Genomic DNA, 26,559 nt, shown 5'->3' with positions numbered 1-26,559 from the left:
GGCATGAGACCAACAGGAAGAAGAATTCTATTTGTGGGTCTGACATTGCTTTACGGTTCGTTTGCCCAAGCTCAGGAGTCGGCCATAGTGACCATTGAAGGCACCCGTATTAGGGGCGATCAGGAGGTGCCTACTGTGATGTATTTGGTGCCCTGGCAGCCAGCAAACGTGGAGGAGCTCCGGGCACCCGATGAGCAATTAATAGTGGAGCACCAATTTGCGCCGTTAGAGCGCTACGAGTTTCAACGGTTTGTCCGCTATCATGATGCATTCAATAATGAGCAGGGCGCAGTGAAACCGGAGGTTCAGTGAGATGTGTGTCACAGTGCATCTGTGCCCGAGTGCAAACTACAACAAACCACAACAAAGACTTCTGCTAACTTAACCCCTTTAAGGCAGAGCAGCGCTTAGACTATCTCAAAATTCGGACTATGGAGTGCCCAGAATATGATCGATACCGCCGTTCGCTTCTTCCAGGAAGGTGGCTTTTTTATGTTTCCGATCGCCGTTGTGCTGATCATCGGACTCATTGTAGCCATTGAGCGATACGTATACTTATCTGCTCAAAAGATAACCAATCGCAGGGATTTCAACCGTCTGCACCAGATGATTGCAAAGCGAGATTTCAAGGGGGCGCTCAATTACGCCCAGGAATCCGGTACCGGCATGTCGACCATGATCGGCTATGGCCTTCAGCGGTTAGCACGTCGTCAGGGCCGTGAAGACATAGAATACGCGATGGAAGAGGGGCTACTGGATGTTATTCCGCGCCTTGAAAAGCGCACTCAATATCTTGCAACCCTCGCCAATATTGCAACACTGCTTGGTCTATTGGGCACCATCATTGGTTTGATTGCCGCATTTACAGCAGTTGCTGCCGCTGACCCTGCGCAAAAAGCCAGTTTGCTGTCCCAGAGTATTTCTGTGGCCATGAACACCACTGCTTTTGGCCTTATGTCGGCAATCCCCATGTTGTTGGTTCATTCCGTTCTGCAAACCAAGACCAATGAGATTGTAGACAGCTTTGAAATGGCCGGTATCAAGGTTCTTAACCTGCTCAGCGATGGCACCGGATCGCGCCCGGGTGCCCCGGCGCAAGCCGCATCGCCTGCTGCCCCGGCGGCAGCGTCGGCCTGATAACCAGTTGAAGGATTTCAGGCTATGAGACGGAAACATCGTCGATTACAGAGCGAGCCGGATCTCGACATCACGCCATTTATGAATCTCATGATTGTGCTGGTACCGGTGTTGCTTTTGAACATGGTGTTTGCACACACCAGTGTTCTGGAACTCAACTTTCCCACCGGCGAGAGTCTTGCAGCAGAACAGACTGAAGAGTTGCAAATACAGGTGGTGATCCACGGGGATCGGTTTGTGGTTGCGGATAATCAGGGCGGCGTTATCAAAGCCATTGCGCAAAACAACGGCGAGTACGATTTCGCCGTACTCAAAGACGTTATGAAGGAGCTGAAAAGCCGTGTTCCCGAGAAAAGGGATATCATTATCATGCCGTCTCAGGAAACCTCCTATCAGGTTTTGGTGAGCGTGATGGACACGGTTCGTTCCTACGATGCCGTCGTTGCAGGCAATCTGGTGGAAGCAGAGCTGTTCCCCGAGATTTCTCTGGGTGATGCGCCGGTAACCGATACTGACGAAGCGCAAGAAGCCGGGGGGAAATCATGAAAGAATCCGCAAAAGCCCGCCGTTTGAAGCGCCACCACAGGCGCAACAAGAACCAGAGCAAGATGAATCTGGTGTCGCTAATGGACATCTTTACGATTCTTGTGTTCTTCCTGATGGTTAACTCATCGTCTGATGTGCAGGTGCTTAACCAGAGCAGTGCCATTAAGCTGCCGGACTCTTCAGCTGTGCAGCCGCCGGATGATGTGCTCGCACTGATAGTGACCGATCAGGACATCCTCATAAACGGGCGCTTAATTATCAAGCGCGAAGCGCTGCAAAACCTTGAAGGGCAGGTAGAGCCGGGGCTTAAACAGGAGCTGGATTATCAGGCTAGCCGGTCGGGTGCACCAGCACCGGAAGCCGGGCGGGCGATTACCATTTTGGCAGACCGCGAGCTGCCCTACGATCTACTCAAAAAAATCATGTCGACCTGTGTGGATGCAGGGTATGCGAGCATATCGCTAGCGGTTAACCAACGTTCTAAAGAGAGCACCGGGGTATGACCCGGAATCAAGCTGAGTATGGGTATAGGTTGCCTTGGAGTCAGGAGAGTGGAGAGCGCAAGCGGTTGCTTTCTATTGCTCTGGTTGTGGCACCGTTGTTCGTGGCCTTTGCCGGTTACGTCAGCTTGATTGAGTTGCCTGAAATAGATAGGCAAGTGGCGGAAGCCTTACCGCCGCAATTGGCCAAATTGGTGATCGAGAAGAAAGAGCCCCCCAAGCCGGTTTTGCCTGAGCCAGAGCCCATACCTGAGCCAGAGCCGGAACCTGAAATAAAACCGGAAGCAAAGCCGGTTGAGGTAGAGCTTGCTAAACCGGAACCCCAGCCCGAACCTAAACCCGAGCCTCCGGTGCCTGAGCCAGAGCTAAAAGAAGTACCGAAGCCTGAAGCTGTTGCCCAAGCCCGTGAAAAAGCAAAAAACACAGGTATTTTGGCGATGGGTGACGAGCTTTCAAAGCTCAGTTCACTGGCTAACTCGATAAAGCTGGATACACCGTTGGCACAAACTGCCGAGCCAATCACCAGAAAAACCGAAGATACTTTGGCTGCTAGAGCTACCACCAATGCGCGCAGTGCAGGTGTTCAGGACGCTGCGCTTGAGCGGGAAAGCCGTCAGCTTGCGTTGGCAGAGCGTGAAAGGGCAGAAGTAGCGGAAGCTGAACGTGTTGCCGAAGCCAGAGAAGTTGTACGGCGCGAAAAGCAGGAAACCGCCTCCCGAACACGGAGCAAGGAAGATATGAGGCGAACAATGGATGCGAACAAGTCCGCTATTTACAGCATCTACAACCGTGAACTTCGGCGTAAACCGTCACTGCAGGGAAGCATTACCCCCGAATTGGTTATTGAGCCCAGTGGCGTTGTGTCCAAATGCTCAGTGGTTGAATCGACACTGGGTGAGCCGGGGCTGGAGAACAAAATCTGTAACCGGCTAAAGCTTGTGAATTTCGGATCGCGGCCCGGAATAGGCCAGACAACGATCCGTTACCCGATTGAGTTGCTGCCCGGCTGACGGCTTTCAATTTATTGGAAAGCCCAATACACCGGAGAGCGCCTAAGCTTCAAAAATTCCCGCTTTAGGGTTTTACCCAGCGGCTTCTGCCGCCTTCACCCGTACATAGCTACCGGGTGCGTCTTCGATGACTGCAAGGTCGCGATCCCCGGGTACCCTTGCGGCGACAGGCTCACCGGCATACTGCTGTATCCATTCCAGCCAATGCGGCCACCAGGACCCCGGGTGGTCCTCTGCGGTTTCAAACCATTCATCAGGGTTCTCGCTCATGGTTTCGTTTGTCCAATAGCCGTACTTTTCTTTATAGGGCGGATTAATTACCCCCGCAATGTGGCCTGAACCAGACAAGACGAAACGCACATCGCCACCATGAACAAGCGCGCCTTTGTAGGTGGTCTTCCACTTGGCAATATGATCCTGCCGTGCCGAAAGGAAAAACGAAGGCACATCGATTTCTCTGAGGTTGATGCTCTCTCCCGCAAAACTGAGCGCATCTGGCTCAACCAACTTGTTGTTGAGGTACATCTCGCGCAAATAGAAACTGTGCATGGCTGCAGGCAGGTTGGTGCCATCCGTATTCCAGTACAATAGGTCAAAGGCCGATGGCTTCTTCCCTTTCAGGTAGCTGTTCGTCCAGAACGACCAGAAAAGTTCGTTCTCCCTAAGCAGATTGAAGGTAAATGCCATAGCGCGGCCATCGAGATAGCCTTTGTGTTCCAGCATGCGTTCAATGCCGCGGATTGAATGCTCATTGATGAACACGCCAATGCCGCCGGGATCGGAAAAGTCCAAAAGGCTGGTCAAGTAAGTGGCGCTAACGACTGGCTCTTTCCCTTTCTTCTTTAGCCAGGCTAGAGTTGAAGCCAGTAGGGTTCCGCCAATACAGTAGCCGAGAAGGTTCATTTGGTCTTCGCCGGTGGCCGCCGTTACTGCCTCCATAGCCGCCAAAGGGCCTTCCAGCATATAGTTTTCCCAAGCTTTGTCTCGCATCTCAGGCCCGGGGTTACGCCAGGATATAACAAAAACGGTCTGGCCCTGATTAACCAGCCACTGTATGAAAGAGTTTTTGGCTGTGAGGTCGAGGATGTAAAATTTGTTGATCCAAGGCGGCACAATAAGCAAGGGGCGCTTACTCACGCTTTCTGTTGTCGCCGTGTACTGGATAAGCTGCATCAGATCATTTTGATACACCACTTTGCCCGGCGTGGTCGCAAGATTACCGCCCACTTCGAATGCGGACCTGTCCGTCATGCCGACATTGAATAGCGAAGGATTTTGGCGGAAATCGTCAATAAGCAGCCGGGTGCCATCGACCAGATTCATCCCCTTGCGCTCCCAGGTTATTTTCAGCGCTTCGGGGTTTGTTATAAGAAAGTTGGCAGGGGAGAGGGCGCTGGTGAGCTGGCGCGCGTAAAACAGCATCTGCTCACGACCTGCAGGCGGCAGCCCCTCCATCTCTTCTACCCAATTAAGAAATGCTCTGGAATTGATCAGGTAAGATTGGTGCAGGACATCGAATGGCAAACGAGTGTGCCATTCCTCTGCTTTAAAACGCCGGTCATCTGGATCTGCTTTGGCTACCTGCTCCTTTTCCTGTCCGGTCAGCCGGGCTAGAGCATAGGCTCCAAGGGCCGCATGCTTGCGGGCGAGGTCTACTTCAGCGCCTATAAAGCGTAACGGATGCAGAAGCAGGTCTTCAGCCATGGCTCGATAGGCATCTGACATTTCTGTCAGAGTGGAGAGCTTGGCGGCATCCATCATGCCGGAATCCCCCAGCAACTTCTCGAGTTGCTTTTGACCTTCGCGCACTTTTTTTTCAAACGTACCAACCAGTTGGTTGGTTTTTTTTCCTAGCAGATCCAATCCCAGCATAGTGTGCTCCAATTACTTGGTATCGGGGGCTTCTTCGGATTCGCCAGAGACGGCTTGCTGCATCTCTTCGCGGGCTTCCTTAAGATAGTTCTGCCATGCCTTCCAATCCTCGGTGAGTTGTTCACTCATGGTTTTCAGGGTTTCTGCTTGGTCGCCAGTCACAGCCTTGAGGTCTTCAAGGTTGCGCACTTCCGATACTTTCTTCGCTTGCTCCATGGTTACGTCAGCGTAACGACGGAAGGCGCTCATCTGCATTTCTGCAGCCTTGCTGAATTGCTCGAAAAGCGCCTGATTAATGCGTGTAGCTTTTTCAAACATATCGTTGGTCATTAGAACAGCTCCTTTGTGTATGATGATTGCATCATCCTTATTGTGACTGCTCCAGCATGCCATAATCATGACGGACATCAACTAAAGGGTCTGCTTATACTCTGGCGAGACCTATAGATATTTGTAAGAAGCGGAGCTGAGTGTTTCCATGTCTGAGCAGCATTTAGATGTCGTGCAAGGCTATCCCAAAAGCCGGTTGATGGGCTTAATTCTGGGTGCCGGTTTTTTTTTGATGACCATTCTCGTACCGCCACCTGAGTCTATGGCGATAGAAGCATGGTCGGCACTTGGCCTGATGCTGCTGATGGCAACTTGGTGGTCAACAGAAGCCATACCTATACCTGCCACGGCTCTGCTGCCCATTGTGCTTATACCAGGGCTCGGTTTAGGGACTGTGTCTCAGGCAACATCCCCTTACGCTCATCCCATCATTTTTCTTTTTCTAGGTGGCTTTACTCTGGGTCTTGCTATGCAGCGTTGGGATCTTCACCGCCGCATTGCCTTAATGACGCTCAAGACAGTTGGCAATCAACCGAAGCGCCAAATTGCCGGCTTCATGTTGGCGACGGCCTTCCTGAGCATGTGGGTGAGCAATACAGCAACCGCAATCATGATGCTGCCTATAGGTTTGTCGGTTATTTCGATGATGGGTAATGGCCAGTCGGAGAATGTCCAGCGTTATGCTACGGCATTGCTGCTGGGTATAGCATACGCCGCCAGTGTAGGTGGCATTGCCACTCTTATTGGTACTCCGCCCAACGCACTTCTGGCAGCCTACCTTAGCGAGACCCAAGGGGTATCTGTGGGGTTTGCCCAGTGGATGCTGCTTGGTGTTCCCGTTGCCACAGTCATGCTGGTTCTAATTTGGTGGTGGCTAACCCGTAGAGGTTTTGGCCTATCTGCACAGGAAGGTGCCGGTCAGGCTATTGATGATGAGCTCGCGGCTCTCGGCGACATGAGTCGAGGCGAAAAACTGGTGGCTGCGGTGTTTGTGCTAACAGCCAGTGCGTGGATCTTTAGGCCACTGCTCTCTGCCAGTGCCATGCCTTGGCTTACGGATACCGGCATTGCGATATCCGCAGCGATTGCCATGTTTATTATTCCGGTCAATGTGCGCCAACAAACGTTTGTTCTCGACTGGGACACGGCCAAAGCGATTCCATGGGGTGTGCTTTTGTTGTTTGGTGGCGGTCTTGCCATGGCCGGAGTTATCAGCAGTTCCGGGCTGGCTAGCTGGATTGCTGCGAGCATGGGCGCGGCAAGTGCGCTGCCGGTGATTGTTTTGATTATGCTGGTGGTGGCGGTCATTATTTTTCTCACGGAAGTAACCAGCAACACGGCAACTGCAGCTGCTTTTTTGCCTCTTCTTGGCGCGTTGGCGCTTGCTCAAGACGCGTCACCTCTTCTGTTGACAATTCCGGCGGCTATTGCTGCGAGTTGCGCATTTATGATGCCCGTTGCAACGCCACCCAACGCTATAGTGTTCTCTAGTGGACATATGAAAATCGGCGATATGATCCGAGCTGGTTTTGCACTGAACGTGATGGGCATTGTGGTTGTTACTTTGCTGTGTTATCTGCTTATGGATTTTGTCTTCAAGATGTGACAGCAGTGCTGTCGCAGCGCCAGATTTGAGGCACAGTTATCTTTAAACGCTCTGCTATTTCGGTATCTTCCCGTAACAATATGTAATCCGATAAATGCTACGGATAACAACAAACAGGGATTTCGTCTGACATGCTGCTGGTGCTCGCTGGGTCCATTCTTACATTCGCCATGGTGCAAGAAGCTACTGTGGTAGAACCCTTTGAAAAGGGTTCTGTGGTCATCGAACAAAAGGTCGATGCCAGCCCGGTGGAATTGCGTTCGGATTTTCGCATTGAACCGCTGGTCGAGCAGAAGTTCCGGAATATTGTGCGTCAGGCCTACGACTACAGTTGCGGTAGTGCAGCCCTGACCACCATTCTCAATTTTTATTTGGGGCGCACTTTGTCTGAGCGCCAAGTAATGGAAGGCCTGCTGCATTACGGCGAAAGCGACCGCATCGTCTCGCGCCGGGCCTTTTCCATGCTCGATATGAAACGCCTAGTGACGGCGCTTGGTTATCCGTCGGGCGGCTTCCGCGCGACCATTGACGATCTGATTGATCTCGACCACCCGGCTATTGTTCCAATACACCATGCGGGCTTTAAGCACTTTGTTGTGCTCAGAACCATTCGTGACGGGCGTGTATACGTGGCGGATCCGGCCGTAGGTAATTTGTCGTTTACGCTGGCTCAGTTTGAGGAAAAGTGGGACGACAACGTTCTGTTCATCGTTTTCCCGGGCAGCGATAAGCCGCTAGACAATCTGGAACTCAAGGAAGAAGACCTGCGCTTTGTAGATGACCAAACCATGACGCTACTGGCTCTGGAACGAATGCCAGCGTTTCATGAATCGACAGCTAGACGTATCCAGAACGTACTCGAACGTCAGAAGAACAACCCTGACGGCAGTGTTGAGAATACCCGAAAGCAATTGCATTACCGTCGCAATTAACATTTGCCCGGCACATTGTCTGGCTTAGAACTATTACCAATAAAAATTAAGGGAGTTAGGATGAATCGTTGGTTTATGCGAGGTCTTATCCTTGTTTCCGCGGCAGGTTTGCTTCCGGGCATGGCCCTGGCGCAGGACGACAATGTAGGTCAGGCGAGGGATGCACTCGCAAAGCAGGAGGGGGATGAAGACTCTTCGCGCCAGCTTGAGGAAGTGTTTCAAGCTGCGGAGAAAAACTACTCCTTGCAGAAAAAAGGTACCCACTCCCTTAACTATTCGTTCGATTATTCCTATACCGCCGACCAGCGGCTGGATCTTGCGATTACAAACGGCTCTGTGCGGAATCTGGATGTGGTGCCCTCCGCAACCCACAACTTTACTAATTCTTTCTCCTACGATTTCGGCCTTTTGGACAACCTGACGGTTGGCGCCAGAGTGCCTTTGGTCGTGAAGTACGATACTGAAGATGAACTGAACGTTTACGATCTCGGCGATGTATCCTTCACAGGGCGTTGGCAGCCTTTTTCCTACGTACCCGGCAAGATGTCGACAACCCTATTCGGCACCTTTACCAGTAAAACCGGTGTTAGCCCGTACGAAATAGACATCAATGAACAGCTTTCGACCGGTAGCGGGTATTACTCTGTTGGCGGTGGTGCAAGCCTTTCAAAAGTGCTTGACCCGGTTGTTGTGTTCGGGTCTGTGAGTGTTACCTACAACTTGCCTGCTGAGGATTTACAGCAAGTACGTGGTGCGCGGCTGCTTGACAAGGTTGAACCAGGATTTGGCCTTTCCGGCTCTGCCGGGTTTGCCTATTCGCTTTCCTATGATATTTCCCTGAGTATTTCGGCTCAGTTGAGCTACAGCGACGAAACCATTCTCACATTCACGAACGGTGACCAAGCAATGGCACAGGACCAGATGACCGGCTTCCTGAGCATGTCGCTAGGGACACGGGTTAGCGACACCACGATTGTGAACACCAGTCTTGGTATCGGTCTGACTGAGGACGCACCGGACTTCTCTCTGGGTGTATCCCTACCCATTAATTTCTCCGGCCTAAAAGAGTGATTGGCGCCGCTGACGTTTTAACGGGAAGGGTAGGATTTCATGGGACATAATAGCCACAAGCGGCAACTTCTCGCGGCAATGGTCGCCACAACCTTATCGTGTGGCGCTCAGGCACAGCTCGCGCAAAACTTGACCATTCACCCGAAGGCACTGGCGCTGGGTAACGCGGTAACGGCAGACCCACCAGGCATTATGGCGGTTCACTACAACCCAGCAGGTCTTACAAAGCTGGACGGCCGCCAGTTTGAAGTGAATTTATTAAGTATATATCTTGATGTCGACGCTGACTTTATTGCTCCGGATGGATATGAAATATTTGGTATTGATGGGCTTGAGATCGACCCCAATACCGGCAAACAGCGGGATCCAGTGGCAAATTCGCACAGCCACTCGAACAATGTTGCTCTGTATGTTCCCGGTTACGGAATTCTCCGTATGCCTCCTGGGCCCGCGGTAGCACCATCTGCGGGTTTTAGCATCAATCCGCCAGGGTCTAAGCTGACCTTTGGCAATGCTTTTTATCTACCAATGGCAGCGGGCTTCTATAGGGACAAAAAAGATCCCGCTCGGTATCAGCCACAAGCTTTTGCGCTGCAGCGTACAACCTACCTTGCACCAACCGTGGGTTATAAAATTAATGAGGAATGGTCTGTGGGCGCAGGGATTCACCTATCTCATATGGGTCTTGCGGCGGACCAATACATGCGGGCGCCAAACATGCTGTTGGGCGTTGCGGAAATTCTGCAGGACGCATTCAACTGTGAAAGCGGTGATGAACCATTGCAGCCCTGGCTTGCGCTCTGCGGCGGCAACGTGGGGCCTTGGGATGACATTGGGGCCATGAGCCTTAATGTTCAGGAAACTCTGTCACCCACCTATACGCTCGGGGTGATGTGGGATCCTCTGGACTGGTTCACTTGGGGGGCAAGCTACACCTCCGAAGCTGAAATGAACATGAAGGGCACCTTCGAGATTGAATACACCGATAACTGGTCCGGATTTTGGCAGAGTGTTAACGGATCGGTTCTGGGCGCTATTACTTCCGCCATTCTTAGCTTGCCGTCCGGTGCTCCCCGAGAGGCCGGTAACGTCAGTATGGATTTGGTTTACCCGCAACATTTTCAAACCGGCATTAGTGTAGATTTGCACCCGAAGCTCACATTCAATGTTGATGTAGGCTGGACTGACTACAAACAGTGGGATGCCTTTCAGTTCCGCTTTGATCGAAATCTTGAATTCCTCAACGCTGCGCGTATTTTGTCCCCCGACAACGCCACACCGAACACCCTCAAGCTGCCGCTGGGCTTTAGTAGTCAGTGGAACTGGGCATTTGGTGCAGAGTTCCATGCTTCATCGCGGCTTGATTTGAGAGCAGGTGTTGAAATCCGAGATTCGGTTATACCGGACGATCAGCGCTCGGTAATGGCACCTTTTGGCGGTGCTAACCTGTACAGTGTCGGTATGGGGTATAAGTGGGACAAAAATACGGAAATTGATATGAACCTCAGTTATCTGCATTCTGTTGAAAGTATTCCGGCGAATACCAGTTGCAACCTTAACTGCGATAATATTACCAACATCATCTACAACCCCTATGCTGGGTTGGATGTGAAAACCTCTTTGCGGGTTGTTATGGCGGGTCTTAGCTTCCGGAAGAAATTCTGACTGCACGCTGCTTCGTGCTCAAAAGGGCATATCAGTGACAACACATAAACACCTGACAGCAGTTACTGGCATGGTTTTGGGTTTGCTGCTGTCCGGCTGTCAGGTCGGCGGCTCAACAGTATCAGACAGGGAAGGCTATTTTTCCTGGGTGGATGAGCAGGGGCGCGTGCGCTATTCGCCCATCGTCGAAGCGCCTACCGAGGCTAAACCCGTCGCCAATCCGCCTGTGGCAGAAGATGAGTTTACCACCGACCATTACCCAGACGCAGAAGAGCTTCGGCGCAAGGGGTATGTGCGCGAGGGGGATGGTAAACCCTATTTTACTTGGCGCGATGCTGACGGTATTCTCCGAACCAGCTATTACCAGCCTGACACTCGCACGGATGAAGAAAAGGGGCGTGTCGTACCGCCTGTTGAGACAACTCCGGCAACGGTATATCGCGCCGAGGATACACTCCTTGAGTCAACGCCTGTGGAAGGCCACGATCCCAACGCTTTTGCCATTCTGGGGATTAGTGACAGCGTGGATGACTACCTAACACGCTTCTCTGAAACCTGTTGCCAGGCGCTAGACACCCAGAACCATGAACGCTGGCAGGAAGGTCGCGAGTTTGGCGTACATCTGACTGAAAACTCCCCGGAACACCAATTCCTTACTGGTTTAAGCCCCTACCAACTGATTGCGCTGCCCCAAGAGGACCCGGGGGGGAAGCGGGTGTTCCGTTTGCGTTCATACGCTAGCAAAGGCGTTTTTGTGCCATCGGTGGTGTTTCTTGATGGCCAGTTAAGACCGGTGAGACTGGTTACAGAAATGGTCTCGGATTTTGAACCGGAGAATTGGCACCGCCGCGGCTACCTTGAAGCGCGGATCCCGGTTTCAGGCGTTAGGAAAGAGCGCTGGATGCTCATCTTTACGCGCAACGATGATCTCGAAGGCCAGACGGTTATTGAAACCCGTCGTGGCCCCCGCAAGATACCCCACGTAAAAAACGGCGAAATCGGCCTGATCTTGGTAGAAGCTCGTTGAGTCCGGTTCAATCTTCCGGTTGGCTCAAATCCAGCCACTGCTGAGAAAGCCAATAAAAGCCGCCCCCTTGAGCAGGGTGGGTGCAGTTATAGCGGAACCGACGGCTGTTGAAAGGTCCCGGTGCCGTTATCGAAATCGAGTCATCCAATACGTCAAAATCAATCCGTCCCATACCCGATGCGAAGCAGGTTAGCCTGCTGGGTTGAATCTCGTCTACCAACGGCAGAGTAAGGGTTGGAGGATTTTCATCCATGATGCCGTCAGGCAGCTTGCCAGTATCTATGGGAAACGCTTTACTGGTCAGCTTGTCTCTAAGCCCTTCGAGCTGACCGTAGGTATTCGCCATAGGGAATCGGGGCAAACGAGTTTGCCCCGAAAGCGGGCCTATGGCTCCCGATTGCTGCCCATATCCGTACCAGCTTCTTTTCGCTACCTCTGCCTCAAGAGCTTCATCGAACTCGCCATAAGGGTACGCAAACAACGGTAAATCGGCTCCAAGTCGCCGCTTTAGCTCAGCCTGTGCAGTATCCAAGCTGTGGGTTATTCGTTTTTTCCAGTCGCCTTCTGCCTCTTCCGGACGCCGCGCTAGGTGGCCATGTCCGGAGCTGTGGTTTGCAATGGTTACACCATCCCGTTTAGCCAGTTCTTCGAGTTGCTGCCAAGTCATGTACCCATGGCTTCCAATGGCGGCTGTGTCGACAAAGATGGTGTAGGGCAAGCCTCGCTTCCGGAGGATCTCTGCGCCTTTGGTATAAACCGACTCATAGGCGTCGTCAAAGGTGATAGCGATGCGTTGCTTGGTTGATGGATCATCAGAAAACTGGTTCTCTGTGGCATCGTGCAGGTCTACAACCTCAAGTCCCAGTTCAGAGACCAGATCAAGTTGCGCGTTAAATAGTGATGCGGATGTACTGGTTGAAGGCGGTGTCGTGTCGCTGATGTGATGGTATTGAAGGACGACCAAATCGGCTTTTACGGAGGCACTGGCTAGAAAAATTGAAAAGAGCGTGCCCGACATCCCAAATTTTCCGGCTTTCATGTTTGCTCCATCATTTGACTGAAATGTGTCTTCAGGACGGTAAAGGCCTCATTAAGAGACTGTATTTCTTCGGTCTCCCCGCCTCGATCTGGATGGGCGTGCATGACGGCCCGACGAAATGCCTGTTTTACGGTGTTAAAACAATCGGGAACTGAATCGAAACCCAATACTCTTGCCGCGTGTAGAGTCTCTGGCTTGCTTGGCCCCAAGCCCTGATAGCCCGACCAAAAGCGATCCATCATTTGTTGAATGGCTTCCTCTGGCAGCTTGTATTGGGATAGGTCCAGATAAAATTTTCGGAGGCTGTCCACTGCGCCGGGCAAGCCGGTTCCACCAACGGTATCCTGTCGTTCAATAATAATGCGTAAAGGCGATATCGTCAGACTTTCTCCGTTCTCTATCAAGGTATCTTTGAGGTGGTAAAGCACGTGGAACAGCAAAAAATGGACAGGGTAAAGTTTTTGCGTGTCGTGAAACTCTAAGTCACCGATCAAGCGCCACGGTGGGCGCTGAAGTGTTTTGATGAGATTGAGCTCATCCGTGCCTTCAGGCGAGTTGCGAAGCACATGCTCAACGGCTACCAGCATATGTTGGATATGCTGGTCCAATATTTCATCTGACGCAGTTGCAGATAGGCTGCTCGAGAGCTCCGGGGAGGCGGAAGTGTCTGTCATAGACCCATGTTAGGCCAGTCAATGCGTTCAGGGAAGGGCAGCTAGCCCGGGTATTCCGCCTTTAAACAGTGCTGTCGCTAATTCGGTCGCGCGAGCTACCTCACTGTTGGCCCGTTCCGGGTGTTGATACACGCGTCGAGCAACCATTAAACCGGTCTCATAGGCCACACCGAAGAACGCAGCGCACAAGTACTCCTGATCAACATTCGGCAAGATGTTTTGATCAATCGCGTCCCGAACATCGTCTTCAAGGGACAACATGATAAGTTCGAGTATTCCGGAGCCAAAGAGCTCTTTCAGGGCACGATCGTTACGGTGGGCAAGTTCGTAAACAAGTGGGTCACTTGCAGTGGCGCTGTATACGGCGAGATAGGACTGATGAATAAAGTCCTCCGCGGTGTCTGCCGAACGCCGTGAATGCGTTAGGTTTTCGTTTAGGCCGCCCAGAAAGTCGGACAGCAGTGCGGCAAAGATGTCTTGCTTGCTGCGGAAATAGTTGTAGAAAGTACCCGAGGCCAGGTGTGTTTGCTGGATGAGGTCACGTATGGTGGTATTTTCGTACCCCTTCTCCTGAAAGCAGAGGCGAGCGGCTTTGAGTATCGCCGCGCGGTTGCGCAGGCGGTTGCGTTCGCGTTTTCCTTTGGCTTCTTGCCCTGAACTCAACATATCCATGTCAGTAACCTGTCCCTAAAAGAAGTGGATGCGTATAATCTCACGATCATTTCCCCACTGAACACAGTTGATATGCCCGAAGCGATAAGTGACAGCCCCGAACAAACTTATAGTTCAGAATACGAACGCCGTCAGAAACTGGAGCAGAATAAACTGCAGAAACGCCTGCGCCGAGAGGTTGGTCAGGCAATTGCAGATTTTTCAATGATCGAAGCAGGCGATAAGGTAATGTGTTGCCTGTCCGGTGGCAAGGATTCCTATGCCATGTTGGATATTCTCCTGAATCTGCAGAAAAATGCACCGGTGTCGTTTGAGCTGATTGCTGTCAATTTGGACCAGAAGCAGCCGGGCTTTCCGGAAGACATCCTGCCGAATTATCTGTCTGCCATAGGCATCGAATATCACATCATCGAGAGAGATACCTACAGTATCGTCAAAGATAAGGTGCCTGAGGGTAAAACCACCTGTGGTTTATGCTCGCGTTTACGCCGAGGCATTCTTTACAACTTTGCAGAAGAGCAGGGTGTTACCAAAATCGCACTGGGGCACCACCGTGACGATCTGTTGGAAACTCTGTTTTTGAATATGTTTTACGGGGGCAAGCTTAAAACCATGCCGCCAGTGTTGCACAGCGATGATGGCCGGAATACGGTTATCCGGCCTTTGGCGTACAGCCGCGAGAAGGATATTGCCAGATATGCAAAGCTTAGGCAGTACCCGATCATACCCTGTAACCTTTGCGGCTCTCAGGAAAACCTGCAACGCCAAGTTATCAAGGATATGTTCCAACATTGGGACAAACAACACCCTGGACGACTTGAGACCATGTTCCGGGCCTTGTGCAATGTGGAACCATCGCACCTTGCTGATACCAGTCTTTATGATTTTCGCGAAGGCAAACGCCTTGGTGGCAAACGTCAGGCGGTACAGACTGCGTTACCCGGGCAAGAGCCCGAACAGAGCTTTGGTCGTTTGGATGTATTAAATATCTAGACCCATAAACCCCGAGACCTGTGCGAAGGCCACTTTTAGTGGCCCATTAACGCCATCAGAGGCAGAGTCCAAAGCCCGAACAGAATCAGCAGAGCACCAGTAAACTTCCGGAATTTCTGATTGCTTTTTAGCCCGTTGATCCAGCTGGCGGCATAGCCAGCTGCAAGCATGGAGGGCAGGGTGCCCAGCCCGAAAAATACCATAGTGAGTGCAGCCGAGCCTACGGTAGGCTGCAGTGCAGCCCAACCCAAAGTGCTATAAACCAATCCGCAGGGTAGCCATCCCCACAGCGCGCCGAGAGCAAGAGCTTGACCGGCGTGATGGATAGGAAGAATCCGGCGGGAGAGGGGTGACAAGCGCTCCCAAAGGGGCGCGCCAATTCGCTCTACATAACGGATACCTTGCCACCATTGCCCCATGGATAAGCCCATGGCGATAAGCAGCAAACCCGCGATCGACCGCAAAACCATGCCAAGCTGCGCCCATTGGTTCGCGGCTGTGGTACTTAAAAGTGCAATAAGTGCTGCGATCAGTGCATAGCTTGCAATTCGCCCGACGTTATAAGCAAGCAACAGAAATGATTGCCGCGTACGAAAGCCCTTGCCAACGGGCAGCGCCATGGAGAGAGAGGCGCTGATTCCACCGCACATGGCAAGACAATGTGTGCTGCCAAGCAGCCCGATGAGAAATGCACTAGGGTAGCTTAGGTACAGTTCCGGCGTCATGATCGGTCAGGGTTGTCTTCTGGACTTTCCGCTTTGTTTGGTTTGTTCTGGCGTGCATCGTCCGGGATCATGTCTTCGTCGTCGTCGTACAGAATCCGGTGTGCGGGGCCTTCCAGATCGTCGTACTGGCCATTTTTAACAGCCCAGGAAAACAGCAAGATACCCATCACCACCAAAATTAGCATGACCGGTACCAAAAACATTACGATTTCCACGGCATAAACCTCATAGTTAGAACTCGATGTTTACGGTATCAGGGCGAAACCTGTGCGCCAACTTGTGGTGCTTTGATTCGAGCTTTTGCACGGGGTTGGGTTCCCAATCGCAACGCGTTCAGAACAACAATCAGCGAGCTGAGTGACATACCTATTGCGGCGAGCCAGGGCGCTACTAAACCGGCAGCGGCAAGGGGTAGGGCACAGACGTTATAGATGAGTGCCCAAGTCATATTTTGGCGGATGATTTTGCGTGTGCGACGGCTGGTATCCAGCGCCTCTACCAATTGCATCAGCTGACCGTTGAGTAGCACGGCATCCGCTTTCAGCTGTGTGAGATCTGCTGCGGTTCCCATGGCAACCGAGATACCCGCACCCGCCATAGAGGGAAGGTCGTTGAGGCCGTCTCCAACCATCATAACCTGATGACCTTCGGATTTCAGTCCTTGGAGGACCTCAAGCTTTTGTTCCGGCGAGGCTTGGCCTATGGCCTCGTCAATACCCAGTATGTCCGCAATCTCACGCACATGGCCGGAGCGGTCGCCACTCAGCAGCAGGGTGCGAATGCCCAAGCTTTGAAGGGCTTTCACGGCCTGTGCGGCATCCTCTCTGGGCTGGTCATCAAGTCGGAAGCAGGCAAGCCACTCTTTTTCTGATGCTAGCCAGATCTCCATACCCGAGCGCTGCTCAGCCTCTGGCTCCGAAGCGCTTAAATGCTGGGCAACAAAGTCTCTATGGCCGATGAACAACGCCTGACCATCGTAATGGCCGGAAAGCCCGCCCCCAAGATGATTCTTAACCCGGTCAATGGCGGCCGCGGGGCGGTTATGGAAGACTCGAGCAATCGGGTGTTCAGAGTGCTGCTCCAAGCCCGATGCCAGACGCAAGCACGTGTCTTTGTCTCTGCTGCCTACAATATGGGTGTCGACCAGGCTTAGTTCGCCTCGGGTCAGGGTGCCGGTTTTATCGAAGACCACCGTGTCGATGGAGTTCATGGATTCCAGTGCATGGCCCCGGGTGGGAAGAAAGCCCAAACGACGCAGCTTTACGGTGGCAGAGGTAATCGCTGTAGGCGTTGCGAGCGACAGGGCGCAGGGGCAGGTGACTACAAGCACAGACAATGTGATGTCAAAGGCGTTGTCGGCACCGGCAAGCCACCAGCCAATCCATACCACCGGGGCAAGAATAAGTACGCGACCGACAAACTTACCGGCAATGCGGTCGGCCATAAGGGCTACCCGTGGTTTTTCTGACTGCACACGGTCCAGTATCCGCAAAATGCCGGAGAGCCGGGTTTGGGCTCCGGATTTTTCTACCTTAATGTCTAAGGGGTTTTCGCCGTTAATGCTGCCGGCATGTACGAGGTCTCCGGGCACTCGGGTTTCGGGTAAATATTCGCCCGTCAAGGCTGATTCGTTGAGGGTGGATTGCCCCCGAAGGATGGTGCCGTCAACGGGTAGGGTTTCGCCGGGCCTGATGCGAACCACGTCCCCGGGTTGTACCTGATGCGCGGGGATGATCTCGCTGTGTTCGCCTTGCACCCGGGTGGCAACTGTTGGTTGGAAGCCTGCCAGCGCGTTACCGGTAAGCCCTGCACGATACCTCGCCTGTACCTCGATATAGCGCCCGAGCAATAGGAAAAAAGTAAACATGCACACGGATTCAAAATAGACCTCTTCACCGCCCATAACCGTTACCCAGGCGCTCGCGAGGTAAGCCAGACCTATGGCGATAGCGACGGGTACATCCATGGTCAGGTGACGGGTTTTGATATCTCTGTGCGCATTGCGGAAAAACGGTCCAGCGCTGTAGAACACGACCGGCGTGGCAACCAGTAGCCCGAACCAACGAAAAAACGACACAAACTCCGGCGACAAACCGCTGATCAGCTCAAAATAAAGCGGGAAGGCCAGCATCATGCTTTGGAACATGCCAATGCCAGCAACCGCCAGACGAATCAGCATGGAGCGGTGCTCTGCTTTCAGTTGGTCTTCAACGGCATCTGACTGATAGGGGCGGGCCGTGTAACCGAGCTCATGAATGGCAACCAGTAAATCGCTCAGAACGGCTTTATCTTGGGCCCAAACAAGCCGCGCTCGCTGGGTTGTATGGTTTACGGAGAAAGAGAGCACTCCCGGTTGCTTTTTCATGTGGTTCTCAAGCAACCAAATGCAAGCGGCACAGGTGATGCCACCGATCAAAAGCTGGGCTTCTTGGCCAGCTTTAACCGGAGAAACAAAGGCTTGCTGTACCAGAGGGTGATCCAGCTCTCTGAGCCGGTCCAATTCAGAGCTCGTCAGTTGGCGGGGTGTAACGGCGGGCTCGGTACGGAGTTGGTAAAAGCCAGTCAAGCCTTCACTGTGAATGGTTTCGCACACCGCCTTACAGCCCTGACAACAGAAGAGTCGTGTTTGGCCATCCAGCTTAAGCGTAATGCGCGGCTCACCGTCTGCCGGTTCGCCGCAATGAAAGCAATCCACAGGGGTCACCCTTGGGCGGATCCTTTCGGGCCCATATGAAGGCTGCCGTCGGTTGGTAGCCAAGCTTCGCCTTTGAGGCGCCATTGGTTGTCTGGCCCGCGAAGTTCGTAATACCAGCGCCCCTTAATGTCATCAAGCAGGCTGCCTGTGTAATGGCCGTTACCGTCGCTGCGGAACTGGATGGTACGGTCGTTTTGGGCAAGTGTTGGATGAAAGAGATTAAGTATCAGGTAGGGGAATTCCGCTGGCCCTTGCTGCGTTTTTACGTTCAGTAGAATACTGCGTTCCTCAAATGCCATGTCGGCGTTGAGCCCCATATCGCTGGCTGCCTGGTCACGGGCGATCTCTAGGTTAATACCACGGCCTTCTTTCGAATAGTCGTCGGTCACCATCGTATCTTTCATATTCGACGCAACAACCAGCATGAACATGCTAAAAGTGATTGCGGATAGCGGTGCAATGGTCAGAAACCAGAACCAGGGTTGCCGATACCAAGGTGCTACAGGTACTTCTTGATTCATAATGCTCAGTCTCGTCTGTTTACAGGTTGCCAGCGGTGACCCAAAGGATCACTGCGTTGGACCGACAAATCGGCTTTCGGTTTCCAGCTTCAGTGAAGCATCCGTTTCAGACTGTGCATGGAATATTATTTCGTTGTTTGACTGCGGAATAGACTCGGGTGGCACATCTACAACGGTTGGAAGTGAACGGTTTTCGCCGCTATCCACTGACACCTGAGTCTCGGTCAGAATACGAATGCCATCCATACCTTGCACAGATAGGCTGAAGGTCTGAGGTACTTCCGACATGTTAACGATTTTCAGAGTGTAGGAGTTCTCAATGCGCCCTTCACCGTTGAAGCTAAACAGCGCACCGCGATCCCGCAAGACGTCCATTTGAGCGGGCACGCGAGTTGCGATGACGAATACAATCGCACCAATCATGGCGGTGAGAACGGCGCCATAACCAAAGGTGCGAGGCCGCAGAAGTTTTGATGGTTTGCCTTCAAGTTCGTTTTCAGTGGTGTAACGAATCAGGCCGCGAGGGTAGTCCATTTTGTCCATGATTTCATCACAGGCGTCGATGCACAGGGCACAACCAATGCACTCGTACTGAAGGCCGTCGCGGATATCAATACCAGTGGGGCATACGTGAACACACTGTCCGCAATCAATGCAGTCGCCTAAACCAGCCTCTTCAGGCTTTACGCCCTTTTTACGACCTCCACGAGGCTCTCCACGATTAGGGTCGTAGGAAACAATACGTGTGTTGGGGTCGAACATAACGGACTGGAAGCGGGCATATGGGCACATATACAAGCACACCTGCTCTCGCATCCAGCCCGCATTGAGATAGGTGGCGACTGTGAAAAACGCTACCCAGAAATAGGCCCAACCATTGGCTTGTAGGGTGAGAATGTCGGCGATTAATTCACGGATCGGGTAGAAATACCCAACAAACGTTAGCCCGGTTAAGAGTGCGATAATAAGCCAGATCGTGTGCTTAGCGGACTTCTTGAATATTTTTTCCTTAGAGTTGGGTGCCTTGTCCAACTTCATGCGCTTATTACGGCTGCCTTCAATGCGCTCTTCTACCCACATGAAGATGAAAGTCCACACCGTTTGAGGGCAGGTGTAACCACACCATACACGGCCAAAGAGCGTGGTTATAAAGAACAAGCCAAAGGCACTGATAATCAACATGCCTGAAAGTAAAAAGAAGTCTTTGGGGTAGAAGGTTACGCCGTAAAGATGGAACTCACGAGCAGGCAAATCAAAATGAATCAGTGGGGCGCCGTCAAGAGTCAGCCACACGAATAAGAAATACATGCTCATAAGGAGCATCAGGCTGACTGTGCGGATGCGTTGGAACAGCCCCGTAACTTCTTTAACGTAGATTTTTTTGCGACTGGCGTAGAGCTCGACTGTTTTAGTGCCCTTGTTGTCGCCCGAGGGTTCTGAGGAGGGGTCGATCTGTTTGACCGGGATTTCATTACTCATGAGTACCTCCAGATGGAGTCGTAAAGCGGGCGCGGTGCCTTTTTAGGGGCTGGTGCTGATCTTTTCAACCCTGTGCCCGCGAGGGCAGACACAGGGTTGAACAGACCATGCCGGGCCAAAGGCCCGGCAGGAAAGTCAGTTGGACAAGCTGTAAACGTACGCAGCCAGAATTTGGATCTGATCGCTGGAGAGGCGGCCGCTTTGAGCCGGCATCTCGTTCTGGCGACCATGCAGAACTGTTTCTTTGATCCACTCATAGTTGGAACCGTACAGCCACACGTTATCCGTGAGGTTGGGTGCTCCCATCGCTTCTATGCCCTTGCCTTCAGGACCATGACAAGCCACACAGCCTTGTGCGAATACAGCTTTACCCGCTTCGGCTGCTGCAGCATCTTTTTCGCGACCACTGAAGCTCAGCACGTAATTCACTACTTGATCAACCTGCTCGTTGGTCATGTTGGGCATTACGCCCTTCGCCGGCATGTTGCCCATGCGACCATTGTGCAGTGTTTGCAGAATGGCCTCGGGTGTACCACCCCATAGCCAGTCGTCATCAGTCAGGTTCGGGAAACCGACCTGACCGCGAGCGGCAGAGCCATGACAAACAGCGCAGTTGTTAGCAAACAAGCGTTGACCAATTTTGAGCGCGTCTTCATCTTGCGCAAGCTCTACAACAGGCGTCTGCCCATACTGAGCGTAGATTTCACCGTACTTTTCATCAGCGGCAGCAACTTCGGCCTCCCATTGATTTGCAGAGGTCCAATTTAGCAGCCCGTTGAAGTTACCCAGTCCCGGGTAGAGGGCGAGATAGCCAAGCGCAAATACACACGTACTTACGTACAAGTAGAACCACCACTTGGGAAGCGGGTTGTCATACTCTTCGATGCCATCGAAAGAGTGACCCACGGTACGCTCGGTTTCTACATCGGTTGTCTGGCTCTTGCGGGTAGCGTGTAGAAGCCACCAGCAACCAAAGACGGTACCGAGCACGATCACACTGACCCAGATGCTCCAGAAGGTACTCATTGTTTTTTCTCCGTTTTTTCCTGTTCAAGAGTACGCTTTTCCACTTCTTCATCATCGAAGGGGAGGTGGGCTGCTTCTTCATTTGCTTTTTTACGGTGCGCACTGAAAGCCCACCAGATGATGCCGATAAAGACCGCCATCACTAAAAGCGTATGCATGCCGCGTAACTCGTTAATATCCATCAAATCACCGTTTGTCTGAAAGAACGGTACCCAACTGTTGCAAGTATGCGACTAGGGCTTCGATCTCAAACTTACCTTCTAACTCACCTGCCGCACTGGAGATCTGCTCGTCAGTGTAAGGCACACCTAGCGTCTGCAACGCAGATAGCTTGGCAGCGGTGCCTTTGTGGTTCACCACATCTTCGAACAGCCAGGGGAAAGCAGGCATGTTGGATTCAGGAACTACGCTACGCGGGTTATACAGGTGCTGGCGCTGCCAGGCATCAGAGTAACGGCCGCCAACACGGGCCAGATCCGGCCCCGTGCGCTTGGAGCCCCACAGGAACGGGCGCTCGTATACGAACTCGCCCGCAACGGAGTAGTGTCCATAACGCTCGGTTTCAGCGCGGAATGGGCGGATTTGCTGGGTATGACAAACGTGACAGCCTTCACGGATGTAGATGTCACGGCCTTCCAGCTCCAGCGCCGACAGTGGCTCAAGGCCTTCGATCGGCTCATTCACGCTCTTCAGGAAGAACAGCGGCAGTACCTCTGCTAGAAAACCACCACTGATGACCAGAATGATAAAGACAATCATCAGGCCAATATTTTTTTCTACAATTTCGTGTTTCATCTGGTCTCTCTCCGTTACGCCGCCTGAATTGCTGCGTTGTCTTGAGCAGCTGCTTCTTTCTGGCGCACGGTCATGTAGACGTTATAGGCCATGAACAACATACCGCTCAGGAAGATGACGCCGCCAAGGAAGCGTACAAAGTAACCCGGGTAGGATGCTTCGAGGCTTTCTACAAAGCTGTAGGTGAGGGTGCCGTCGTCGTTAACAGCGCGCCACATCAAACCTTGCATAATGCCGTTTACCCACATTGCAACGATATATAGGACAGTGCCCACAGTCGCTAGCCAGAAATGCACGTTGATCATGCTAGTGCTGTACATTTCTTTGAGGCCCCAAAGCTTGGGAATCAGGTGGTAGATAGCACCGATACTGATCATCGCAACCCAGCCCAGAGCACCGGAGTGAACGTGACCAACAGTCCAGTCAGTGTTGTGGGAAAGCGCGTTAACGGTCTTGATAGACATCATCGGGCCTTCAAACGTGGACATGCCGTAGAACGACAAGGAAACCACCAGGAAGCGCAGGATAGGGTCGGTACGCAGTTTGTGCCAAGCGCCAGACAGAGTCATCATACCGTTGATCATGCCGCCCCAAGATGGTGCAAGCAGAATCAGGGACATAATCATACTGGCTGTTTGAGCCCAGTCTGGAAGGGCAGAGTAGTGCAAGTGGTGACCACCCGCCCAAACGTAGGTTGCGATCAGTGCCCAGAAGTGAACGATGGACAGGCGGTAGGAGTAAACCGGGCGCCCGGCCTGCTTGGGAACGAAGTAGTACATCATGCCCAGGAAGCCAGCCGTCAGGAAGAAGCCTACTGCGTTGTGGCCATACCACCACTGCATCATCGCATCGGTTACACCGGCATAAGCAGAGTATGACTTGAACGCACTTACCGGCAGCGCCAAGTTATTACCGATATGAAGAACTGCGATGGTAATAATGAAAGCACCGTAGAACCAGTTGGCTACGTAAATGTGCGGGGTGCTGCGCTTCATGATTGTGCCGAAGAACACCAGAGCGTAGGTAACCCAGACCACCGCAATGGCGATATCAATTGGCCACTCCAATTCTGCGTATTCTTTGGTGCTGGTAAGGCCCAATGGAAGCGTAATTGCTGCAGCAACGATGATTGCGGTCCAGCCCCAGAATGTGAAGGCTGCGAGTTTGTCCGAAATCAGGCGTGCCTGACAGGTGCGCTGTACAACGTAGTACGATGTTGCAAACAGTGCACTACCACCAAAGCCGAAGATAACAGCGTTGGTATGCAGCGGTCGCAGGCGACCGAAGTGAGTAAATGGTAGGTCGAGGTTGAGGGATGGCCAAACCAGTTGTGCTGCAATCAACACGCCCAGCGCCATGCCTACAATACCCCATACCACTGTCATGATGGCGAACTGTCTCACCACCTTATAGTTATATGTCAGGTTCGGATTTTGTGTGCTCATAGCCTTACCAATGGGTTCAGAGTGGGGAATTAAGCGAGCGCAAGTATGGAGAAACCATTGCCTGTTTGCAATGACGCGGGTCAACTCCTGACATCCGTCAAATGCACCCGGATCAGTGACATGGCGCCTTTCGCAAGCGACATACCAACCGAAGCCCTATAATAGCTCCAGAGTTGTTCTAGGTGAACTTGCCAAAATTGACTAAGAACAAAAAACGCAGCGTTGAGGCGAAAGAAAGTAGTTTAGGTGTCGGCTATTACGGTCTGATTGCGCCCTTTGGCTTTGGCTTTGTACAAAGCGCTGTCTGCGCGTTCAAAAAACTCCTGTTGATTCTCATTAGGTAACATCTTTGCGATGCCGGCGCTCATGGTAAGACGAGATTTTGCGCCGTCCGGGGCTTCAGCTGAAGTTGCGCGCAAGTCTTCTAACACGGCTTCGCATACTTTTTGTGCGCCCTCAAGGTCTGTGCTCGGTAACAGTAATGCAAATTCCTCACCGCCAAAACGAATCGAAATGTCTCGCGGGCGTGTGGCATGTCTGGTTAAAATTTCCGCAATCATTTGCAGCCATTTGTCACCAAACCCGTGCCCCCATGTGTCGTTAACAGTTTTAAAATGATCCGCATCCAGAAGGGCGATTGTTAAAGGTTGCCCTGTTCTACGCGCTTCAGCACATAGTTCCGGCAGAATGTTGTCCATGTGGCGGCGGTTGTAAAGGCCTGTAAGAGGGTCGTTTAGGCTCAAGGTCGCGAGTTTGCGGTTGGCGTTCTCCAGTTCTCGCATGGTTGAGCGCAATTGAGCGGTACGTTCGTGCACCTTGTATTCCAGATCATTTCTGGCTTTCTGTTCCACCTCCAGCAATTTGTCATTCAGCAGTCGCCAGCGCTGAACCATAGCGTAGTTCAGCAGGATAACTTGGCCACCGATTGCGACCTGCATTAACGACTCCTGCGCAAGAAAATCGGCCAAATACCCGAAGGCTGCGGCCGCATAAACCAGCGCCCCGGCCGCCATGACCGCCCAGGCAAGAACATACCACTTCGCTGGCTGGTAACCCTGCTGCCAACGGCTTATGGCAATGATTGAAAGAATGAATATGATCACCAGCCCAAGGGCAGTGTTGATAAGGATGGCTTGGCTGTATGGAATGACCAGTGTCAGCCCGGTAAAACCCGCACAAATCCAAAGAATGGCTTTCAGGGTTTTATCTGCTCGAGTGTGTGCTGCTACTTCAAGGAACGAGCGCCCGAAAAAGGTCATGGCTAAAGCGCAGAGCGCTAGAGTCAAGGGAATGGATGTGTTCGCGAATTTAGGGTTTTCAGGCCAAAAATACTGATTGGCAAAGCCACCCATTGTGAACAGGAAGAGCCCCATAGCCACCATATAAAGGGCATTGTAAAAATAGTAGGTTGTTCCGGAACTGAAAAATAGGACCAGATTGAAAATGGCGAGGACCAGAATGGCGCCGTAAAACAGTCCGTGGGTTACTGCCAGATGATTGCTTTCAGCAATAACTTCTTCTGGAGTTTCCAGTTTTAGTGGAATATTCAGAGCGCCACTGCTGTGAACCCGAATTGTTATAGACCGGGTTTCGCCACTATTAAGGGTAATTGGTAAAAGGAAGTAACGGTAATCTACAAGTCTTGAACCGAAGCGATGTTGGTCACCCGTTACCAGTGCGTCTCCGGGCTGATTGCCTCGCCAGAAAGTGACTTCGTCCAGCAATGGGTAGTGAAGATTGAGGTACCAGAGCCGCCGCTCGCTGCCGGTGTTTCGGATATTTAGCCGTATCCAGTAAACCGAACGAGTTTGGCTAAACACCAATTCGTGCCCCTGAGAGGGTGTCCATTTAATGTGCTCCGGCAACTCCTCCGGATTTGACGCAGTGTGCGCCGGTTCGCCCGGCGAAGATTGGTGGTAGCAGACATAGTACATCAGTGAGTTGCGCGCCTGCGCGTCGTTGGCATCGACTGCTGGGCACTCGGAGCCTGACACGGCGACGCTGGCAAGGGCGAGCGCCGGAGTGGCAGTGCAAAGCATGATGAAAGCGAGGCGCGCAAAGAGTGACATCGACATTTTCCGAGAGCATTAGACTTTGAAAGTGTAGCGAATAGGCGCAAGTTGTATTGTTAAACTGTTTAAAACTATGCGAACTATCACAGGCACTCGCTTCGAAGGTCAAACGCCGCTTTGTGCAAGTACGGTTATGGCTTCATCTTTATCCATCATGGGAATCAGCTCTGCCATCAGATCGCGTCTATCGTTAGACTGGTACCAGCGATTCCAGTCCGCTTCTGAACGCCAGTTGGCCAAAGTAATCCTGTGATTAGGGTCGTTGCTGTCGACCAGTGTTTCTCCGGAAATGAACCCCGGTGCAGCAACAGCGCGCTGCAAAACCTTGCGGGAACGTTCCTCATAAGCTGTTTCAAGTGACTCGGCAATATGGCGTTCAATCAGAACCCGGATCATGCAAACCTCCAGATGTTTTAAGGGTATAAACAGTAATTTAGCACGTATTTCTAAAAAATCAGGTCATGCAGAATAGGAGTTTTTTGTGAGCACTACCGATTATGACGCCGAGCTTGATGCCTGTGGGCTGTATTGTCCGGAACCGGTAATGATGCTGCATAGCCGCATCAGTGATGTGGCGCCCGGGAAAATACTGCGGGTGATTGCGACAGACCCCTCAACCACGCGGGATATTCCCAGATTTTGCCAATTTTTGGGGCATGAGTTGGTCAGCCAAGTCGAGCAGGGTGATCAGTTCATTTATCTTATACGTCGCGGAGAGTAAACACGT

At 52.2% G+C, this 26,559-nt stretch carries 28 protein-coding genes; 12 read left to right on the top strand and 16 right to left on the bottom strand.

Annotated elements, in window-relative coordinates; translation table 11 throughout:
* The first annotated feature begins 3 nt into the window (after window positions 1-3).
* From FE845_RS01350 to FE845_RS01330, 5 genes are all read left to right on the top strand, one after another.
* Window positions 4-312 carry a hypothetical protein gene (locus tag FE845_RS01350; RefSeq protein ID WP_200361235.1) on the top strand — a complete coding sequence of 103 codons (309 nt, stop codon included), beginning with the start codon at window positions 4-6 and terminating at the stop codon, window positions 310-312.
* A 135-nt stretch (window positions 313-447) separates the two neighbouring features.
* Complete coding sequence (locus tag FE845_RS01345; protein WP_200361233.1) at window positions 448-1,137, top strand: MotA/TolQ/ExbB proton channel family protein; 690 nt, start codon at window positions 448-450, stop codon at window positions 1,135-1,137.
* 24 nt (window positions 1,138-1,161) lie between these two features.
* Window positions 1,162-1,683, top strand: a complete 522-nt coding sequence (locus FE845_RS01340) for an ExbD/TolR family protein (protein ID WP_200361231.1) — start codon at window positions 1,162-1,164, stop codon at window positions 1,681-1,683.
* Window positions 1,680-2,186: an ExbD/TolR family protein gene (locus FE845_RS01335; RefSeq protein ID WP_200361229.1), complete on the top strand. Its 507-nt coding sequence runs from the start codon at window positions 1,680-1,682 to the stop codon at window positions 2,184-2,186. Before FE845_RS01340 ends, FE845_RS01335 begins: the two co-directional genes overlap by 4 nt.
* Window positions 2,183-3,193, top strand: coding sequence for an AgmX/PglI C-terminal domain-containing protein (locus FE845_RS01330; protein ID WP_200361227.1), 1,011 nt, complete (start codon window positions 2,183-2,185; stop codon window positions 3,191-3,193). The genes FE845_RS01335 and FE845_RS01330 overlap by 4 nt, the downstream gene beginning before the upstream one ends.
* 72 nt (window positions 3,194-3,265) lie before the next feature.
* Here the strand turns inward: FE845_RS01330 and FE845_RS01325 are convergent, their stop codons facing one another.
* Together FE845_RS01325 and FE845_RS01320 are read right to left on the bottom strand one after the other, a co-directional pair.
* Window positions 3,266-5,065: a PHA/PHB synthase family protein gene (locus FE845_RS01325; RefSeq protein WP_200361225.1), complete on the bottom strand. Its 1,800-nt coding sequence runs from the start codon at window positions 5,063-5,065 to the stop codon at window positions 3,266-3,268.
* Window positions 5,066-5,077: 12 nt separating this feature from the next.
* Entirely contained in the window at window positions 5,078-5,395 is a 318-nt protein-coding gene (locus FE845_RS01320) for a phasin family protein (protein ID WP_200361224.1), read from the bottom strand.
* Window positions 5,396-5,543: 148 nt separating this feature from the next.
* Here FE845_RS01320 and FE845_RS01315 point away from each other — a divergent pair, with 148 nt between their 5' ends.
* The 5 genes from FE845_RS01315 to FE845_RS01295 all read left to right on the top strand — a co-directional run bounded on the left by FE845_RS01315 (window position 5,544) and on the right by FE845_RS01295 (window position 11,696).
* Window positions 5,544-7,001 carry an SLC13 family permease gene (locus tag FE845_RS01315; RefSeq protein ID WP_200361222.1) on the top strand — a complete coding sequence of 486 codons (1,458 nt, stop codon included), beginning with the start codon at window positions 5,544-5,546 and terminating at the stop codon, window positions 6,999-7,001.
* 131 nt (window positions 7,002-7,132) lie between these two features.
* The gene (locus tag FE845_RS01310; protein WP_200361213.1) at window positions 7,133-7,933 is read left to right on the top strand and encodes a C39 family peptidase; all 801 of its coding nucleotides are present in this window, start codon (window positions 7,133-7,135) and stop codon (window positions 7,931-7,933) included.
* Window positions 7,934-7,993: 60 nt separating this feature from the next.
* Window positions 7,994-9,004, top strand: a complete 1,011-nt coding sequence (locus FE845_RS01305) for a transporter (RefSeq protein WP_200361211.1) — start codon at window positions 7,994-7,996, stop codon at window positions 9,002-9,004.
* A gap of 39 nt (window positions 9,005-9,043) precedes the next feature.
* The gene (locus tag FE845_RS01300; RefSeq protein WP_200361209.1) at window positions 9,044-10,669 is read left to right on the top strand and encodes an OmpP1/FadL family transporter; all 1,626 of its coding nucleotides are present in this window, start codon (window positions 9,044-9,046) and stop codon (window positions 10,667-10,669) included.
* A gap of 34 nt (window positions 10,670-10,703) precedes the next feature.
* Window positions 10,704-11,696 (top strand): MalM family protein, encoded by a 993-nt coding sequence (locus FE845_RS01295; RefSeq protein WP_320159658.1) that lies wholly within the window; start codon window positions 10,704-10,706, stop codon window positions 11,694-11,696.
* 7 nt (window positions 11,697-11,703) lie between these two features.
* Here FE845_RS01295 and FE845_RS01290 read toward each other — a convergent pair whose 3' ends face one another.
* From FE845_RS01290 to FE845_RS01280, 3 genes are read right to left on the bottom strand one after another with little or no spacing between them, the layout of a single operon-like run.
* Entirely contained in the window at window positions 11,704-12,735 is a 1,032-nt protein-coding gene (locus FE845_RS01290; RefSeq protein ID WP_200361201.1) for a polysaccharide deacetylase family protein, read from the bottom strand.
* Complete coding sequence (locus FE845_RS01285; protein WP_200361193.1) at window positions 12,732-13,409, bottom strand: DNA-J related domain-containing protein; 678 nt, start codon at window positions 13,407-13,409, stop codon at window positions 12,732-12,734. The genes FE845_RS01290 and FE845_RS01285 overlap by 4 nt, the downstream gene beginning before the upstream one ends.
* A 27-nt stretch (window positions 13,410-13,436) precedes the next feature.
* Window positions 13,437-14,081, bottom strand: coding sequence for a TetR/AcrR family transcriptional regulator (locus FE845_RS01280; RefSeq protein WP_200361191.1), 645 nt, complete (start codon window positions 14,079-14,081; stop codon window positions 13,437-13,439).
* A 72-nt stretch (window positions 14,082-14,153) separates the two neighbouring features.
* Here FE845_RS01280 and ttcA point away from each other — a divergent pair, with 72 nt between their 5' ends.
* Entirely contained in the window at window positions 14,154-15,074 is a 921-nt protein-coding gene (gene ttcA, locus FE845_RS01275; protein WP_200361189.1) for a tRNA 2-thiocytidine(32) synthetase TtcA, read from the top strand.
* Window positions 15,075-15,109: 35 nt separating this feature from the next.
* Here ttcA and FE845_RS01270 read toward each other — a convergent pair whose 3' ends face one another.
* The 11 genes from FE845_RS01270 to FE845_RS01220 all read right to left on the bottom strand — a co-directional run bounded on the left by FE845_RS01270 (window position 15,110) and on the right by FE845_RS01220 (window position 26,228).
* Window positions 15,110-15,799, bottom strand: coding sequence for a sulfite exporter TauE/SafE family protein (locus tag FE845_RS01270; RefSeq protein WP_200361187.1), 690 nt, complete (start codon window positions 15,797-15,799; stop codon window positions 15,110-15,112).
* Window positions 15,796-16,002, bottom strand: coding sequence for a cbb3-type cytochrome oxidase assembly protein CcoS (ccoS, locus tag FE845_RS01265; RefSeq protein ID WP_227713989.1), 207 nt, complete (start codon window positions 16,000-16,002; stop codon window positions 15,796-15,798). Before ccoS ends, FE845_RS01270 begins: the two co-directional genes overlap by 4 nt.
* A gap of 50 nt (window positions 16,003-16,052) precedes the next feature.
* Entirely contained in the window at window positions 16,053-18,503 is a 2,451-nt protein-coding gene (locus tag FE845_RS01260; RefSeq protein ID WP_200361177.1) for a heavy metal translocating P-type ATPase, read from the bottom strand.
* Window positions 18,500-19,015, bottom strand: a complete 516-nt coding sequence (locus FE845_RS01255; RefSeq protein ID WP_200361175.1) for a FixH family protein — start codon at window positions 19,013-19,015, stop codon at window positions 18,500-18,502. The genes FE845_RS01260 and FE845_RS01255 overlap by 4 nt, the downstream gene beginning before the upstream one ends.
* 48 nt (window positions 19,016-19,063) lie before the next feature.
* Window positions 19,064-20,494: a cytochrome c oxidase accessory protein CcoG gene (ccoG, locus tag FE845_RS01250; RefSeq protein ID WP_200361173.1), complete on the bottom strand. Its 1,431-nt coding sequence runs from the start codon at window positions 20,492-20,494 to the stop codon at window positions 19,064-19,066.
* 135 nt (window positions 20,495-20,629) lie between these two features.
* Window positions 20,630-21,520, bottom strand: a complete 891-nt coding sequence (gene ccoP, locus FE845_RS01245; RefSeq protein WP_200361171.1) for a cytochrome-c oxidase, cbb3-type subunit III — start codon at window positions 21,518-21,520, stop codon at window positions 20,630-20,632.
* A complete protein-coding gene (locus FE845_RS01240) occupies window positions 21,517-21,702 on the bottom strand; it encodes a cbb3-type cytochrome oxidase subunit 3 (RefSeq protein ID WP_200361160.1) in 186 nt (61 codons plus the stop codon). The genes ccoP and FE845_RS01240 overlap by 4 nt, the downstream gene beginning before the upstream one ends.
* Window positions 21,703-21,706: 4 nt before the next feature.
* On the bottom strand, window positions 21,707-22,315 hold the full coding sequence (gene ccoO / locus FE845_RS01235) for a cytochrome-c oxidase, cbb3-type subunit II (RefSeq protein WP_200361158.1): 609 nt from the start codon (window positions 22,313-22,315) through the stop codon (window positions 21,707-21,709).
* 14 nt (window positions 22,316-22,329) lie between these two features.
* On the bottom strand, window positions 22,330-23,760 hold the full coding sequence (gene ccoN / locus FE845_RS01230) for a cytochrome-c oxidase, cbb3-type subunit I (RefSeq protein ID WP_200361156.1): 1,431 nt from the start codon (window positions 23,758-23,760) through the stop codon (window positions 22,330-22,332).
* A 242-nt stretch (window positions 23,761-24,002) separates the two neighbouring features.
* Window positions 24,003-25,829, bottom strand: a complete 1,827-nt coding sequence (locus tag FE845_RS01225) for a diguanylate cyclase (protein ID WP_200361154.1) — start codon at window positions 25,827-25,829, stop codon at window positions 24,003-24,005.
* 108 nt (window positions 25,830-25,937) lie between these two features.
* Complete coding sequence (locus FE845_RS01220; protein ID WP_200361145.1) at window positions 25,938-26,228, bottom strand: antibiotic biosynthesis monooxygenase family protein; 291 nt, start codon at window positions 26,226-26,228, stop codon at window positions 25,938-25,940.
* An 85-nt stretch (window positions 26,229-26,313) separates the two neighbouring features.
* Between FE845_RS01220 and tusA the strand changes: the two genes are divergently transcribed.
* Entirely contained in the window at window positions 26,314-26,553 is a 240-nt protein-coding gene (tusA, locus tag FE845_RS01215) for a sulfurtransferase TusA (protein ID WP_200361143.1), read from the top strand.
* The last annotated feature ends 6 nt before the right edge of the window (window positions 26,554-26,559 follow it).

It is taken from the genome of Marinobacter sp. 1-4A (assembly GCF_016597725.1).
In the GTDB taxonomy this organism is placed as follows: domain Bacteria; phylum Pseudomonadota; class Gammaproteobacteria; order Pseudomonadales; family Oleiphilaceae; genus Marinobacter.
Note: the sequence above shows the minus strand (reverse complement) of the source record. Positions and strands in the feature narration are given on the sequence as shown.

Excerpts from the sequence above, each read along its gene's own strand:
- FE845_RS01220 (WP_200361145.1), bottom strand. The coding sequence starts at position 26,228 with ATGATCCGGGTTCTGATTGAACGCCATATTGCCGAGTCACTTGAAACA.
- FE845_RS01340 (WP_200361231.1), top strand. The coding sequence starts at position 1,162 with ATGAGACGGAAACATCGTCGATTACAGAGCGAGCCGGATCTCGACATC.
- FE845_RS01270 (WP_200361187.1), bottom strand. The coding sequence starts at position 15,799 with ATGACGCCGGAACTGTACCTAAGCTACCCTAGTGCATTTCTCATCGGG.
- FE845_RS01290 (WP_200361201.1), bottom strand. The coding sequence starts at position 12,735 with ATGAAAGCCGGAAAATTTGGGATGTCGGGCACGCTCTTTTCAATTTTT.
- ccoG (WP_200361173.1), bottom strand. The coding sequence starts at position 20,494 with ATGAGTAATGAAATCCCGGTCAAACAGATCGACCCCTCCTCAGAACCC.
- FE845_RS01350 (WP_200361235.1), top strand. The coding sequence starts at position 4 with ATGAGACCAACAGGAAGAAGAATTCTATTTGTGGGTCTGACATTGCTT.
- FE845_RS01345 (WP_200361233.1), top strand. The coding sequence starts at position 448 with ATGATCGATACCGCCGTTCGCTTCTTCCAGGAAGGTGGCTTTTTTATG.
- ccoO (WP_200361158.1), bottom strand. The coding sequence starts at position 22,315 with ATGAAACACGAAATTGTAGAAAAAAATATTGGCCTGATGATTGTCTTT.
- FE845_RS01335 (WP_200361229.1), top strand. The coding sequence starts at position 1,680 with ATGAAAGAATCCGCAAAAGCCCGCCGTTTGAAGCGCCACCACAGGCGC.
- ccoP (WP_200361171.1), bottom strand. The coding sequence starts at position 21,520 with ATGAGTACCTTCTGGAGCATCTGGGTCAGTGTGATCGTGCTCGGTACC.
- FE845_RS01285 (WP_200361193.1), bottom strand. The coding sequence starts at position 13,409 with ATGACAGACACTTCCGCCTCCCCGGAGCTCTCGAGCAGCCTATCTGCA.
- ccoS (WP_227713989.1), bottom strand. The coding sequence starts at position 16,002 with ATGTTTTTGGTACCGGTCATGCTAATTTTGGTGGTGATGGGTATCTTG.
- FE845_RS01300 (WP_200361209.1), top strand. The coding sequence starts at position 9,044 with ATGGGACATAATAGCCACAAGCGGCAACTTCTCGCGGCAATGGTCGCC.
- FE845_RS01325 (WP_200361225.1), bottom strand. The coding sequence starts at position 5,065 with ATGCTGGGATTGGATCTGCTAGGAAAAAAAACCAACCAACTGGTTGGT.
- FE845_RS01310 (WP_200361213.1), top strand. The coding sequence starts at position 7,133 with ATGCTGCTGGTGCTCGCTGGGTCCATTCTTACATTCGCCATGGTGCAA.
- ccoN (WP_200361156.1), bottom strand. The coding sequence starts at position 23,760 with ATGAGCACACAAAATCCGAACCTGACATATAACTATAAGGTGGTGAGA.
- FE845_RS01330 (WP_200361227.1), top strand. The coding sequence starts at position 2,183 with ATGACCCGGAATCAAGCTGAGTATGGGTATAGGTTGCCTTGGAGTCAG.
- FE845_RS01255 (WP_200361175.1), bottom strand. The coding sequence starts at position 19,015 with ATGAATCAAGAAGTACCTGTAGCACCTTGGTATCGGCAACCCTGGTTC.
- ttcA (WP_200361189.1), top strand. The coding sequence starts at position 14,154 with ATGCCCGAAGCGATAAGTGACAGCCCCGAACAAACTTATAGTTCAGAA.
- FE845_RS01240 (WP_200361160.1), bottom strand. The coding sequence starts at position 21,702 with ATGGATATTAACGAGTTACGCGGCATGCATACGCTTTTAGTGATGGCG.
- FE845_RS01225 (WP_200361154.1), bottom strand. The coding sequence starts at position 25,829 with ATGTCACTCTTTGCGCGCCTCGCTTTCATCATGCTTTGCACTGCCACT.
- FE845_RS01315 (WP_200361222.1), top strand. The coding sequence starts at position 5,544 with ATGTCTGAGCAGCATTTAGATGTCGTGCAAGGCTATCCCAAAAGCCGG.
- FE845_RS01280 (WP_200361191.1), bottom strand. The coding sequence starts at position 14,081 with ATGGATATGTTGAGTTCAGGGCAAGAAGCCAAAGGAAAACGCGAACGC.
- FE845_RS01320 (WP_200361224.1), bottom strand. The coding sequence starts at position 5,395 with ATGACCAACGATATGTTTGAAAAAGCTACACGCATTAATCAGGCGCTT.
- FE845_RS01305 (WP_200361211.1), top strand. The coding sequence starts at position 7,994 with ATGAATCGTTGGTTTATGCGAGGTCTTATCCTTGTTTCCGCGGCAGGT.